Genomic DNA, 13,535 nt, shown 5'->3' with positions numbered 1-13,535 from the left:
GACCCTAGGATTTTTGGTCGGGTTTGCCCGGCTCCCGCGCAAGCTGCGGGAGCCGGGCGCTGACTCAGGACTTCTGGCCGGCCAGGAACAGCCAGGTTTCGACCACGCTGTCGGGGTTGAGCGACATCGACTCGATGCCCTGGTCGAGCAACCACTTGGCGAGGTCGGGGTGATCGCTGGGCCCCTGGCCGCAGATGCCGATGTACTTGCCCTGCTTGCGGCAGGCGGTGATCGCCATCGCCAGCATCTTCTTCACTGCCGCGTTGCGCTCGTCGAACAGCTCGGCGACCAGGCCGGAATCGCGGTCCAGGCCCAGGGTCAGCTGGGTCATGTCGTTGCTGCCGATCGAGAAGCCGTCGAAGTGTTCGAGGAATTCCTCGGCCAGCACCGCGTTGCTGGGCAGCTCGCACATCATGATCAGCTGCAGGCCGTTGTCGCCGCGCTTCAAGCCGTTCTCGGCCAGAATTTCATTGACCTTGCGCGCCTCGTCCACCGTGCGCACGAAGGGGATCATGATCTTGAGGTTGGTCAGCCCCATCTCGTCGCGCACGTACTTGAGCGCCTTGCATTCGAGGTCGAAGCAGGGGCGGAAGTCGGCGGCGATGTAGCGGCTGGCGCCGCGGAAGCCGATCATCGGATTCTCTTCGTGCGGCTCGTAGCGCTTGCCGCCGACCAGATTGGCGTACTCGTTGGACTTGAAGTCGGAGCAGCGCACGATCACCGGCTGCGGCGCGAAGGCGGCGGCGATCATGGCGATGCCCTCGGCCAGACGCTTGATGTAGTAATCGGTGGGCGAGGCGTAGGCGGCGATCATCGTGTTGATCGTCCGCTTGAGGTCCGGCGCCTGCTGATCCAGCTCCAGCAGCGCCTTGGGGTGGATGCCGATCTGGCGGTTGATGATGAATTCCAGACGGGCGAGGCCGACGCCACGGTGCGGCAGGGCGGCGAAGTCGAAGGCCTGCTCCGGGGTGCCGACGTTCATCATGATCTTGACCGGAATCTCCGGCATCTGGTCCAGCGCCACCTCGTCGACCACGAAGTCGATATGGCCTTGGTAGATGTAGCCGGTGTCGCCCTCGGCGCAGCTCACCGTCACCTCGTCGCCGTCCTTGAGCTTGGTGGTGGCGTCGCCGCAGCCGACCACCGCGGGGATGCCCAGCTCGCGGGCGATGATCGCCGCGTGGCAGGTGCGACCGCCGCGGTTGGTGACGATAGCGCTGGCGCGCTTCATCACCGGCTCCCAGTCGGGGTCGGTCATGTCGGTGACCAGCACATCGCCCGGCTGCACGCGCGCCATTTCGTTGAGGTTGCGCAGATTGCGCACCTTGCCGGCGCCGATCTTCTGGCCGATGGCACGGCCCTCGGTGAGCACCGTGCTCTTGCCCTTGAGCTTGTAGCGCCGCAGGGTGTTGGCGGAAGCGCGCGACTGCACGGTCTCGGGCCGGGCCTGAAGGATGTAGAGCTGGCCGTCGACGCCGTCCTTGCCCCACTCGATGTCCATCGGCCGGCCGTAATGGTCTTCGATGATCAGCGCCTGCCGGGCCAGGGCCTCGACCTCGGCATCGGTCAGGCAGAACTTCTGCCTCTCCTCGGTGGCCACCGGCACGAACTCGACGGTGCGGCCGAGCTTGCGGTCGGCGGTGTAGATCATCTTCTTGGCCTTTTCGCCCAGGCCACGCTTGAGGATGGCCGGGCGGCCGGCGCGGATATTGGGCTTGTAGGCGTAGAACTCGTCGGGGTTGACCGCGCCCTGGACCACCGCCTCGCCCAGGCCATAGCTGGCGGTGATGAACACCGCGTCACGGAAGCCGGACTCGGTGTCCATGGTGAACATCACGCCGGAAGCGCCCAGGTCGGAGCGCACCATGCGCTGCACGCCGGCCGAGAGCGCCACCGCCTTGTGGTCGAAGTGATGGTGCACGCGGTAGGAGATGGCGCGGTCGTTGAACAGCGAGGCGAACACCTCCTTGATCGCGTGCAGGACGTTGTCGATGCCGTGGACATTGAGGAAGGTTTCCTGCTGGCCGGCGAAGCTGGCGTCGGGCAGGTCTTCGGCGGTGGCGCTGGAACGCACCGCGACCGATACCTCGGCGCCGCCGGACTCGGCGACCAGCTTGGCGTAGCCGTCGCGGATCTCCTGCTCCAGCTGGGCGGGGAAGGGCGCCTTGACCACCGCCTCGCGGATTTCCTTGCCGGTCTTGGCCAGTTCCTGCACGTCTTCGATGTCGAGGGCGTCGAGCAGGGCGTTGATGCGGTCGTCCAGGCCCTCGTAGCTCAGAAACTCGCGGTAGGCGGCGGCGGTGGTGGCATAGCCGTTGGGCACCTTGACGCCGGAGGCGGCGAGGTTGCGGATCATCTCGCCCAGGGAGGCATTCTTGCCGCCGACGATTTCGACGTCGTGCATGCCGAGTTGCGAGTACCAGAGGACGTGAGGGGTTGCGGAAGCGGTCACTGGATGAAATCCCTGAGATAGTGGGTGAGGCTGGGGCCGCGAGCGGCGGCGCCTAGAATACGTGAACTTCCAGCCCGGAACCGTAACCCGGATAGACCATGCAGAGACACGTCTTCTTTCTTTCTGATGGCACTGGAATCACCGCGGAAACCCTGGGCAACTCCCTGCTGACCCAATTCGAGGGGCAGGAATTCCGCAAGGTGACCCTGCCGTTCATCGCCAGCCCGGAAAAGGCGCGGGCGACGGTGGAGTACATCAATCACATCGCCGATAGCGATGGCGTCCGGCCACTGGTGTTTTCCACCACCACCAATGACGCCGCCCGGGCGGTGCTGCGTGAGTGCAAGGGCCTGTTCATCGATCTCTTCGATACCTACATCCCCACCCTGGAGCAGGAGCTGGGCATCCATTCCACCCAGGCCCAGGGGCGGGCGCACGGCCTGGCCGACGGCAATCGCTACAACGCCCGCATCGACGCGATGAACTATGCGATGGAGCATGACGACGGCCAGTCGACGCGCGATCTCTCCAAGGCCGAGTTGATCCTGATCGCCCCCAGCCGCTGCGGCAAGACGCCGACCACGCTCTACCTGGCGCTGCAGCACGGCATCTTCGCCACCAACTTCCCGCTGCTGGAGGAAGACCTGGAAAAACCCCGCCTGCCGACCGCCCTGCAGGGGCTGGAGGACCGCCTGTTCGGCCTCACCTCCGACGCCGAGCGCCTCGCCCAGGTGCGCAACGAGCGCCGGCCCGGCAGCCGCTATGCCTCGCTGGCGCAATGCGCCTTCGAGCTGCGCCAGGCCGAGCAGCTGTACCGGCGCTTCAACGTGCCCTATGTCAACTCCGCCAACATGAGCATCGAGGAGATCGCGGCGACGGTGATGCAGGAGAAGGCGCTGCGCCACTAGGCGCGCTGGTGGCCGGGTTAAGCTGTCGTCATTCTGACGCGAAGCTGTCACCGGATTGTCCTAAGGTGCCGGCCGCCAAACTTGGAGAGAATCATCATGGGTGCCCCTCGTCGCCGCCGCACGCGGTTGCCTACGCGTGTCCTTTCGCGTCCGCTCGGTCTCAGCCGGCGGGCTTTTCTCAGCCGCCTGGGCGCTGCCGCCGCCACTCTGCTGGCCGTGCCCCTGCTGCCCGGCTGCGGCGACAGCGTCGCGCCGGACGGCAGCGGCGGCGGCACGCCGGTGGGGGAGAACCCGTTCAAGCACGGTGTCGCCAGCGGCGATCCGCTCAGCGACCGGGTGATTCTCTGGACCCGCGTCACGCCGGTCGCCAGCGAGGACATCCCGGTGGTGGTGCAGGTCTACCGTGACGCCGGGCTCAGCCAGCTGGTCGGCAGCCAGAGCCAGACCGCCAGCGCCGCGCGCGACTGGACGATCAAGATCGACTTCGCCGGTCTGATGCCGGCCAGCAGCTATTACTACCGTTTCCACGCCCTGGGCCATGCCTCGGTGATCGGCCGCACCCGCACCGCACCGACCAGCGCCGAGCGCCTGCGCTTCGCGGTGGCCTCCTGCTCCAGCTATGCCCACGGCTACTTCAATGCCTATGGCCAGATCGCCAAGCGCGCCGACCTCGACTTCGTGCTGCACCTGGGCGACTACGTCTACGAGTACGGCGATGGCGAGTACGGCGATGTGCGGCCCTACGAACCGGCGCACGAGATGGTCACGCTCGCCGACTACCGCACCCGCCACAGCTACTACAAGCGCACCGACGCCGATCTGCAGGAGGTGCACCGCCAGCACCCCCTGATCTCGATCTGGGATGACCACGAATCGGCCGACAACTCCTGGCGCGACGGCGCCAACAACCACACCGAGGGCACGGAAGGCGTCTGGACCGACCGCAAGAGCTGGGCGCAGAAGGTCTATGACGAGTGGATGCCGATCCGCCTGCCCGAGGCCGGCAACCCCGGCAAGATCTGGCGCAAGTTCAACTACGGCGGCCTGATGGATCTGGTGCTGCTCGACACCCGTCTTTACGATCGCGACGAACCCCTGGGCATGCCGCCGCTGCCGCCCGACAACGTCGCCGATCCGGCCCGCAAGCTGATCGGCCCGGAGCAGATGGGATGGCTCAAGACCGAGCTGGCGCAGTCCAGCGCCACCTGGAAGGTGGTCGGCCAGCAGGTGATGTTCGGCCAGCTCAAGATCGTCGGTCTGCCGGACTTGTCGGTGATTCCGGGTTTGTCGCTGCTGCCTATCGTCGGCAGCGGTGGCCAGTACCTCAATGGCGACCAGTGGGACGGCTACCAGGCCGAGCGCAGCCAGATTTTCAGCCACCTCAAGGACCAGGGCATCGATAACGTGGTGGTGCTCACCGGCGACATCCACACCAGCTGGGCCATGGATCTGACCCCGGATCCGAACAACCTGCTCGCCTACAACCCGCTGGATGGTAGCGGCTCGCTGGCGGTGGAATACGTCTGCACCTCGGTGACCTCGCCGGGTCTGGAGCAGCTGGCGCCGGTGCAGGATCTGATCCGGGTGCTGAACCCGCACATGAAGTACGTCGATCTGTCGAAGAAGGGCTACATGCTGTTCGACGTCACCCCCGAGCGGCTGCAGGGCGAGTGGTGGTATGTCAGCGGCATCACCGAGCGCGGCGGCAGCGAGAGTTTCGCCACCGGCTTTCCGGTTGCCGCCGGCGGCAACCGTCTGGGGGCGGCGGTGGATGGCCCCAGCGCGGCACCGGAGCACAGCCCGGCGCTGGCGCCCTGAGTAGTCGATTTTGCCGGCGGCGGGGCTGGCCGCTGCATGCTAACGTTGGGACATCAGCATTTTGAGCGCTGCTGCCATGCCTGTCCCGACGTCGCTACAGCGGTTTATCCCCAGTGCCGAGCAGCTGGAGCAGTCGCTGCGCGACTCCAGCAGTTTTCGGGATTTTCTGGCGCTGGCGCTCAAGAGCAGCGGCCCCGATCCACGCAGTCTGAACATGGCCGAGGCGCGCTACCGCATGGCCGATGCCGTCAACGGCGTGCGCGACGAGATGAGCCTGGACGACCGGGTGCTTGCCGGCGGCGTGGAGGCGAGCCTGCGCGAACTGCTGGCGGTGCATGCCGAGATCGAGCGCGAGCGCCTGATCCACGCGATCTGGCGCCTGGACAACTACGCCGAGCTGAAGGAATTCCTGCTCGGCCTGCGCACCGTCGTGCGCTATGCCCTGGATCTCGACGGCCAGCTGCACGGCCATGTGCTGCTGGCCGAGACGCTGATCCCGATGATCGAATCGGTGGAGCAGCACCAGTACGTGCTTGGCAATGGCGACATGGCCAGCGACGCCATCACCCGCAACCTGGGCCTGCGCGCCAAGGTGTTCGCACTGGACCGCTCCGGCCAGGAAAAGCTGAGCATGAACGCCACCGGCATGTTCGACCGGCTGTCGCGCACCTTCGGCCGCTTCGGGCGCTGAGCCCGGCCCGGCGCCAAGCCTGGGCCGGGCTATTTCTGGATGAACTCGATCTTGTAGCCATCGGGGTCTTCGACGAAGGCGATGATGGTGTGGCCGTGCTTCATCGGCCCGGCTTCGCGAGTCACCTTGCCGCCCAGGGCCCGGACCCGCTCGCAGGCGGCATGGGCGTCGTCCACTTCGACGGCGATGTGGCCAAAGCCGGTGCCCAGCTCGTACTTCGACACCCCGTAGTTGTAGGTCAGCTCGATCACCGCGCCTTGCGACTCCGGCTGGTGGCCGACGAAGGCGAGGGTGAACTGGCCTTCCGGATAGTCCTGCTGGCGCAGCAGCTGCATGCCCAGCACGCCGGTGTAGAAGGCGATGGATTTCGGCAGATCGCCGACGCGTAGCATGGTGTGAAGTATGCGCATGAGGTGCTCCTTGGGATTGATTCAAAGGGTTTCGAGTGCGCTGCCGTCGGTGGGCGGCGCGGCGGCGCGGGCACGCCAGCGCTTACGCGCATGCAGGAAGCTGGCGGCCTCGGAATAGCCGAGCCGGGCGGCGACCTCGTCGATCTTCATCCCGGTGCTGGCGAGCAGCTCCTCGGCCAGGGTCTGGCGCACTTCCTCGATCAGCGCCCGATAGCCGACTCCCTCGCTCTCCAGCCGTCGCCGCAGCGTGCGACTGGACAGGTGCAGCTCGGCGGCCAGCGACTCCATGTCAGGCAGCGTGCCGCCGCCGAAGCCGTGCAGCAGACGGTCGCGCAGCTGCTCGGCGAGGCCGACGCGGCGGCGGCGCTCGGCCAGCAACTGCCGGCACTGGGCCTCGCAGATCTGTGCCGCCAGCGGATTGGCCTGCGGCAGCGGCGCGTCGAGTCGGGTATTGGGCAGCAGCAAGGCGGTCTCGGCGCAATTGAACTGCGGCGGCAGGCCGAACAGCTGGGTGTAGGGGGCTAGGTCCGCTGGCGGCGGCAGCGCGAACTGCAGGGTATAGGCGCTGTACTGGGCGGCGAACAGCTCGCGCTGGATCACCACCACTGCGGCGGCGTCACGCTCGATCAGGAAGCGCTGCAACTCCGGCGGCAGTTCGCTGGCGTCGAAGATCAGCCGGGTCTGCTCGCCCTCGTCCTGCAAGCGCAGGCGCAGGTAGGAATAGGTGAGGTCGAGATAGCGCACGCCGGTTTCCATGGCGCTGCGCAGGGTCGGCGAGCTGAGCAGGGCAAAGCCCCAGAGACCGTAGGCGGTGAGGTGGTAGCGCTGGCCCATGGCCAGGCCCAGCGCGGGCGGATTGCCGAGCTGGCGCAGCACCGAGGCGATCAGCGCCAGCTCGGCGCGGCTGTCGATGCTGGCCCCCGGCGCTTGCAGGGCGGCCAGCTCCAGGCCGGTGCCGGCCAGCGCCTGCTCGGGCTTAAGGCCGCGCTCGGCCGCGAACTCCAGCAGCAGCAGGGCACTGAGGCAGGGGCGGCGTAGGGTGACGGCGGTCATGTCCGAAATTATCAGTGGTTTGTCTGCCCAGGTCATGCCCTCGCCGGCAGCGGCCACGCAAACTGCGCGACCGCCAGCCCCGTCTTGAGAGGAGAGTTGTTGATGCCCAGCACCCCCACATCCCCGCGCGTCCTCGTCATCGGCACCGGTTTTGGCGGCATCGGCATGGCCATCCAGCTGCTCAAGGCCGGCTATACGCAACTGACTCTGCTGGAGAAGGAGGCCGAGCTGGGCGGTTGCTGGCGCGACAACCGCTATCCCGGCGCGGCCTGCGACGTGCCCTCGCACCTGTATTCCTATTCCTTCGAGCCGAAGAGCGACTGGAGCCGCAAGTACGCGCCGCAGGCGGAGATCCTGGCCTATCTGCAGCACTGCGCCCGCAAGTACGGGGTGCGCGAACGCATCCGCTTCAACGCCGAGGTGGTGGACGCCCGCTACGACGCCGGGCAGGCGCTGTGGACGGTGCAGCTCAGGAACGGCGAGAGCCTGCAAGCCGAGGTGCTGATCTCCGCCTGCGGCCAGCTCAACCGCCCGGCCTATCCCAAGCTCAAGGGCATCGAGCGCTTTCGCGGCGCGCAGTTCCACTCGGCGCGCTGGGATCACGGCGTGGACTTGCAGGGCAAGCGGGTGGCGGTGATCGGCACCGGCGCCTCGGCGATCCAGTTCGTGCCGCAGATCGTGCCCAAGGTCGAGCACCTGAGTCTGTTCCAGCGCTCGGCGCCCTATGTGATCCCCAAGCCCGACCGCGCCTATGGCGCGCTCGACCGCACGCTGTTCCGCCGCCTGCCTGGCCTCTTGCCGCTCAGCCGCGCCGCGCAGTACTGCCTGCACGAGACCCGCGCGCTGGGCTTTACCCGTTACTCGGCGCTGATGGCACTGCCCAAGTGGGGCTGGCAGCGCTTCCTGCGCCGGGAGGTGGAAGACCTCGCCCTGCGCGACCGCCTGCTGCCCGACTATCCGCTCGGCTGCAAGCGCATCTTGCTGGCCAACGACTACTACGCGGCGCTGGCGCGCCCCAACGCCGAGGTGGTCACCGAGGCGATCCGCGAGGTGAGCGAAAAGGGTGTGATCACCGCCGACGGCGTCGAGCACCCGGCCGACGTGCTGATCTACGGCACCGGCTTCCAGGCCCTGGACTTCCTGGCGCCGATGAAAGTGCATGGCCTTGGCGGCCTCGACCTCAACCAGGCCTGGAAGAACGGCGCCGAAGCTTACCTGGGCGTCACCGTCAGCGGCTTTCCCAACCTGTTCCTGCTCTACGGCCCCAACACCAATCTCGGCCATAGCTCCATCGTCTACATGCTGGAAAGCCAGATCCATTACGTGATGGAGGCGCTCAAGCTGCTGCGCCGGCGCGGTGCCAAGGCGCTGGAAGTGAAGCCGGACGTGCAGCAGCAGTTCAACGCCCGTTTGCAGGAGCGCATCGGCCACACGGTGTGGAACGGCGGCTGCACCAGCTGGTACAAGACCGAGAGCGGCAAGAACACCAACAACTGGCCCGGCTACACCTTCGAGTACCGACGCGCCACCCGGCGCCTGCGCCCCGAGGACTACCGGCTGGCCTAGTCGGTCAGCGCGGTAGCACCGTAGCTGTCAGCGGCGCCGGCTCGGCGCTGCGGCTGCCGCTGGTGGCGGCCACCGCCATGCCGTGCGCGAGCACGCAGTCGATCTGGTCCTGGTAGCGTGGCACCAACTGCGCTGTGTCCTGCTGGGCCCAGGCGACCATCTGCTGGCCGAGGATGTCGGGCGCGCCGGGCGTGAGCTTGTCCTGCCACCAGTACTCGAAGATCGCGCGCTCGGCGGTGAGCGAGACGATGCCGTAGCCGTGGTCCACCCACTCGATGAACTGCACGTTCTTGTTGGCGGCGATCAGCGCCAGTTCCAGCGTGCGGGCGCCGCCGACGGTGAGAGCGTTGGGGCCGCTGGCGCCGATGGCGTTCTGCACGATCTCGTCGGCGCCACCGCGACCCATGGAACTGGGCGCGAATTCCACCGCCACCGATTCGCCGCGCAGGTTCACCGGGCCTAAGTTGCCGGTGGTGATACGCGCATAGCCGGCGGCGGCATTGAGCGTGGTCGAGCCGGCGCGCGGATTCGGCAGCGGCAGGCCGGGCACATAGGCGCTGAGCAGGGCGGGCGAGGCGATCACGTCCGAGCCGAGATTGCCGTGGGCATCGCCGGACACCAGGATGTTGTTGCGCACCCGCAGGTTGGCCGGGTTGTCGCCGCGCAGGTAGTCGCAGAGGGCGGTGCGTTCCTCGGGGTAATCGGTCCAGCGCGAGACGCCGATCTTGGGCAGGGGAATGCCATCGGCGATATCGGGGATGTCCACCGGCGCGAACCAGGTCTGGTTGTTGACCAGCCGCCAGGTCACGCCGGCCTGCGCCGAGGCCAGCATGCCGCCGCTGAACCACTCGAACTGCTGTCGGCCGTAGAGGCTGTTGCCCGATGCGAGATGGCTGGCATCGACCTCGCGTCCGTAGTCGGGGAGGTTGATCTGGGTATCGACGCCGAACACGTCCAGTAGCGGGCCATAGGGCAGCTTGCGGTAGACGAACTTGGGGTCGCTGGCGAGCGGGTAGCTGCCGTCCTCGACCAGGATGAACTCGCCGCTGCCGTCGGGCTTCACCGGCCGCGTAGGCGTCCACTCGTAGAAGGCGCGGCAGACCTCGTCCAGCGTGGTGGTGGCGCCATCGCCGGTCACCGTGCTGGGTAGCTCGTTGCCGTAACCGGTGGAGATGTCGTGGTTGTCCCAGACGATGAACCAGGGGTGTTGCTGGTGGGCGCGCAGCAGATTGGGGTCGGAGCGCCAGAGTGCGTAGCGGCGGCGCACTTCGGCGAGGTTGAGCCAGTCGCGGTAATCGACGTAGGCGGTGTCCTTTTTGTCCTTGCGGGCGCGGATGCCTTCGTCCTCGTCGACGAAGTCGTAGATGTAGTCGCCGCAGTGCACGACCAGATCGAGGTCGTTGCGGTCGGCGAGATGGCCGAGACCGCTCCAGTAGCTGGACCAGTAGCTGGAGCAGGCCAGGACCGCCAGCCGCAGCTCCTCGACCGCCGTCGCCGGCGCGGTGCGGGTACGGCCGACGATGCTCTGGGCGCCCAGCGCCTCGAAGCGGTAGTAGTAGCTGGTCGCGGGCTGCAAGCCGGTGACGTCCACCTTCACGGTCCAGTCGTGCTCGGCGCTGGCAAACTGGCGGCCACGTTTCACGATCTGGCTCATCGCCGGATCACTGGCGACGAGCCAATCGACGGCGACAGCGGCGGCGCTGGGCGCCAGCTCGGTGATGCGGGTCCAGAGGATCACCCGGTCGGCGAGCGGATCGCCGCTGGCGACGCCGTGCGCGAAGGGCAGGGCCAGCACCAGGGGAAAGTCGAAGTCGGCGGGCTCTTCGCCGGGCTTGGGAAAGCTTGGGAACTTGGTACCGGTCGTGCTCGGCGACTCACTGCGATCGCAGGCGCTCAGCGCCAGGCCCGCCGCGGCCAGGCTGGCGGATTTGAGGAACAGGCGGCGGTCCATCGGCGGTGGCATCGGGCGACTCGGCTGGGGCGTTGAAGGGGCGCGTAGCCTAGTCTCCCGTGGTCACGGTTTGATGACCAGCCGCGCGGCCCCCTTGCCGACCGAGAAATATCCCTCCCCTGCCAGCGAGGGGACGGAGGAGCACTCGCTCAAAGCGTCTTCAGATACTCGATGATCGCCTTGCGCTCGGCCTCGGTGAGCGCGTCGCTGAACTCGTGGCCGCCATTGCCGTTGCCGAGGATGCGGCTGTCGTAGACCAGGCGCTTGTCGATGGCGCCCGGTGCGAGGTCGGGGATATTCACCAGTCCGCTCCAGCTGAGCGCGCCGTTGAGGAAGTTCTGCACCAGCTGGGTCAGCGAGGGGCCAGGCTCGTTGACCGGGTTGCAGTTGTTGAGGCTGCTGCCCGGCAGCTCGGCGCAGGTCAGCGCGTCGGACTTCCAGCCCAGGGCCTCACTGTCGTAGGCCGTCGCCCAGCGCTGGTCGAAGCCCTTGACCTCGCCCTCGATCTGCAACTTGCGCTGCCAGATCGGCGCCCGCTGGCGGGAGTCCAGCACCTGTTCGACGGTCGGCACCGAGCCGTTGTGGAAGTAGGGCGCGGTCGCCCAGACGCCATACAGTGGCGGCGCCTGGTAGCCGATCACCTCCTTCTCCCAGCCGCAGACGCCGACCGGGCGCGTCGGCAGCAGGTCGTCCAGGGCTTCGGTGACCGGGTCCTTGTCCTCTGGCGCGACCCAACCCTCGACGCCGTCGCTGTAGCCCCAATAGGTCATGTCCCAGCGGGTGCGCAGGGTGGGTGTGAGCATGTCCGAGCGGGCGCGGTCGGTGCCGATCACCGCCAGTGGCGAGATATGGGCGGCGATGCCTTCCAGCGCCGGGCTCTCCAGATAGCGACTGTCGTTGACGTAACGCGGCGAGTAGGCGCCGTGGCAACTGGCGCAGCTGCCATTGCCGCCCAGTGGCCGGGCCCGCTCGGCGTTGCCGGCCACCGCCCAGAGATCCTTGGTGTGGAACAGGATCGCGCCCTGTTCGGCCAGCGCGGTGTCGATGCTGGCGGGATAGTCCGGTGAGCGCAGCGACAGGAAGAAGGCTTCGAGATCCTGGTCGTATTGCTCGATGCGATCGCGATAGGTCTTGCCGTCCAGCGTCAGCAGCGATTGGAACTCGCCGGGGCCGGCGGCCATGATGATGCGGGTGCTGTCGTTGGAGATGCCGGCGTCGAAGAACTTGCGCGGCCGCGAACCCATGTTCCACCAGGCCGGCGTGTCCTGGGTATGGGCGAGCGGATGCGCGACGTCGGCCAGGCCGCTGGCGCCGACCATGGTCTTCAGCGGGTCCGGATTGAGGCCCAGCGAGTCGAGGTCGAGCACGGTGATCAAGAACTCGAAGGCGCCCACTGCGTTGTTCTGGCCACGCTGCTTGATGCCGATGTTGAACAGGCTGTTGATGTCGGTGGAAGGCAGCAGGGTCGACAGCGGCGTACCGGCAAACGGCGAGGCGTCCTGCGCGTTCATCGGCACGTCGTAGTTGTTGTTGCCGAGGCCGAGGTTCTGCAGGCCGATCAGATTCTCGCCGCTGGCCGGGTCGCCGATCTGGCCGCCGTGGCACTGGAAGCAGGCGGCGGTGCCGATCTCGCCGCTCCAGCGGCCTTGCGCGTCGCGAGTCTGGCGCAAGCCCAGCGGCAACTGGCCGGAGCCACCTTCGCTGAGATTGGGGTCTTCGCCGGGCAGCGGATAGGGATTGCGGAAGGGCGCGTGGTTGAGCCCGTAGCGCAAGGTGTAGAGCGCATCGAAGTTGGCCGGCCGCTCGCTCAGGCCCCACTTCTGCCAGCTGTTGTTGTAGTCGTCAGCGCTCATCGCCGCCACCGGCAACTCGTCCAGCAGGAAGGCCAGACCACGGTCGCGACGCGCGCGGTATTCGCCGCAGGTCTTGGCCTGCTGCTCGGCCGCCGGCAGGTTGACATGGCAGTTCTGCCACCAGGCATTGAAGTACACCGCCTTGCTGCTGTTGGCGCCGGGTTGGATAAGGCTGCGCGGGTCGGGTGGCAGCAGCGCGGTATCGGGTTGGTCCGCGCAATAGCTTTCCCAGACATGGCGCGCGTGCTTGCTGCCCAGCAGCGGCAGCTCCTGCGGCAGCGTGCCGCCGCCGCCGGCAATCAGGCCGGCGCAGCTGCCGGGTTCGGCGAAACAGCGCAGGACGATGGCCATGGCCTTGTAGGCCGCGCCATCCTGCGGCCAGGGCGCGCCGCCGCTGTGCGGGGTCTCTGCGCCGGAAGCCATCAGCAGGATGCGCGAGCTGGGATTGTTGCCACCCAGGCGCTCCCAGCTTTCACGCAGCCGTGCGAAGTCCTGGCTGCGGTCAGTGGCGAGCAGAAATTTCCGCCCCTTCTCGACATCGGCGACGCCACCGGGCACATGGCAGTTGCGGCAGAAATCCAGGCTGGGTTGCGCGCTCTTGGCGAAGAACTCGTCCAGGCTGGCGGCGGTGCCGCTGGGCGTGGTGCCACCTCCAGCGGTACTGGCGGTGCTGCCGTATTCGCCGGCGCAGCCGGTCAGCAACAGAGCCGCCAGCAGCAGGGCCAGGGGCTTGCGGATCATGCTCGTAGTCATAAGTCTCCTCCTCCGAGGGGCGGCGGCGAGGTACTTGGCCTCGCCGCCTGGGCGGACTCGCGGTCGGCGAATCTCAGGCC

At 67.3% G+C, this 13,535-nt stretch carries 9 protein-coding genes; 4 read left to right on the top strand and 5 right to left on the bottom strand.

Features of this window, described 5'->3' with window-relative positions:
* Window positions 1–64 precede the first annotated feature (64 nt).
* Window positions 65–2,404, bottom strand: coding sequence for a phosphoenolpyruvate synthase (ppsA, locus tag AC3WT6_RS07885; protein ID WP_492653035.1), 2,340 nt, complete (start codon window positions 2,402–2,404; stop codon window positions 65–67).
* Window positions 2,405–2,550: 146 nt separating this feature from the next.
* On the opposite strand from ppsA, the gene ppsR reads away from it, so the two are divergent.
* The 3 genes from ppsR to AC3WT6_RS07870 all read left to right on the top strand — a co-directional run bounded on the left by ppsR (window position 2,551) and on the right by AC3WT6_RS07870 (window position 5,869).
* Window positions 2,551–3,360: a posphoenolpyruvate synthetase regulatory kinase/phosphorylase PpsR gene (gene ppsR / locus AC3WT6_RS07880; protein ID WP_492653034.1), complete on the top strand. Its 810-nt coding sequence runs from the start codon at window positions 2,551–2,553 to the stop codon at window positions 3,358–3,360.
* A 216-nt stretch (window positions 3,361–3,576) separates the two neighbouring features.
* Window positions 3,577–5,178, top strand: a complete 1,602-nt coding sequence (locus AC3WT6_RS07875; RefSeq protein ID WP_492653033.1) for an alkaline phosphatase D family protein — start codon at window positions 3,577–3,579, stop codon at window positions 5,176–5,178.
* Between the two features lie 76 nt (window positions 5,179–5,254).
* Window positions 5,255–5,869 (top strand): antirestriction protein, encoded by a 615-nt coding sequence (locus AC3WT6_RS07870; protein WP_492653032.1) that lies wholly within the window; start codon window positions 5,255–5,257, stop codon window positions 5,867–5,869.
* A 29-nt stretch (window positions 5,870–5,898) separates the two neighbouring features.
* On the opposite strand, the gene gloA is transcribed toward AC3WT6_RS07870, so the two are convergent.
* Window positions 5,899–6,279 (bottom strand): lactoylglutathione lyase, encoded by a 381-nt coding sequence (gene gloA, locus AC3WT6_RS07865; protein WP_492653031.1) that lies wholly within the window; start codon window positions 6,277–6,279, stop codon window positions 5,899–5,901.
* Between the two features lie 21 nt (window positions 6,280–6,300).
* The gene (locus AC3WT6_RS07860) at window positions 6,301–7,332 is read right to left on the bottom strand and encodes an AraC family transcriptional regulator (RefSeq protein ID WP_492653030.1); all 1,032 of its coding nucleotides are present in this window, start codon (window positions 7,330–7,332) and stop codon (window positions 6,301–6,303) included.
* Window positions 7,333–7,434: 102 nt separating this feature from the next.
* Between AC3WT6_RS07860 and AC3WT6_RS07855 the strand changes: the two genes are divergently transcribed.
* Entirely contained in the window at window positions 7,435–8,898 is a 1,464-nt protein-coding gene (locus AC3WT6_RS07855; RefSeq protein WP_492653029.1) for a flavin-containing monooxygenase, read from the top strand.
* 4 nt (window positions 8,899–8,902) lie between these two features.
* Here AC3WT6_RS07855 and AC3WT6_RS07850 read toward each other — a convergent pair whose 3' ends face one another.
* Together AC3WT6_RS07850 and roxC are read right to left on the bottom strand one after the other, a co-directional pair.
* Complete coding sequence (locus AC3WT6_RS07850; RefSeq protein ID WP_492653028.1) at window positions 8,903–10,861, bottom strand: alkaline phosphatase D family protein; 1,959 nt, start codon at window positions 10,859–10,861, stop codon at window positions 8,903–8,905.
* Between the two features lie 137 nt (window positions 10,862–10,998).
* Window positions 10,999–13,455, bottom strand: coding sequence for a putative rubber dioxygenase RoxC (roxC, locus tag AC3WT6_RS07845; protein ID WP_492653027.1), 2,457 nt, complete (start codon window positions 13,453–13,455; stop codon window positions 10,999–11,001).
* Window positions 13,456–13,535: the final 80 nt, after the last annotated feature.

The sequence above is a fragment of the Stagnimonas sp. FW305-C-60 genome (genome assembly GCF_058782965.1).
The sequence above is the reverse complement of the archived record's forward strand: the minus strand, read 5'-3'. Positions and strand labels throughout refer to the sequence as shown.

What these genes read in the sequence shown, in the direction of transcription:
- AC3WT6_RS07870 (WP_492653032.1), top strand. Translation starts at nt 5,255, where the DNA reads ATGCCTGTCCCGACGTCGCTACAGCGGTTTATCCCCAGTGCCGAGCAG.
- AC3WT6_RS07855 (WP_492653029.1), top strand. Translation starts at nt 7,435, where the DNA reads ATGCCCAGCACCCCCACATCCCCGCGCGTCCTCGTCATCGGCACCGGT.
- gloA (WP_492653031.1), bottom strand. Translation starts at nt 6,279, where the DNA reads ATGCGCATACTTCACACCATGCTACGCGTCGGCGATCTGCCGAAATCC.
- ppsR (WP_492653034.1), top strand. Translation starts at nt 2,551, where the DNA reads ATGCAGAGACACGTCTTCTTTCTTTCTGATGGCACTGGAATCACCGCG.
- AC3WT6_RS07850 (WP_492653028.1), bottom strand. Translation starts at nt 10,861, where the DNA reads ATGCCACCGCCGATGGACCGCCGCCTGTTCCTCAAATCCGCCAGCCTG.
- roxC (WP_492653027.1), bottom strand. Translation starts at nt 13,455, where the DNA reads ATGACTACGAGCATGATCCGCAAGCCCCTGGCCCTGCTGCTGGCGGCT.
- ppsA (WP_492653035.1), bottom strand. Translation starts at nt 2,404, where the DNA reads ATGCACGACGTCGAAATCGTCGGCGGCAAGAATGCCTCCCTGGGCGAG.
- AC3WT6_RS07860 (WP_492653030.1), bottom strand. Translation starts at nt 7,332, where the DNA reads ATGACCGCCGTCACCCTACGCCGCCCCTGCCTCAGTGCCCTGCTGCTG.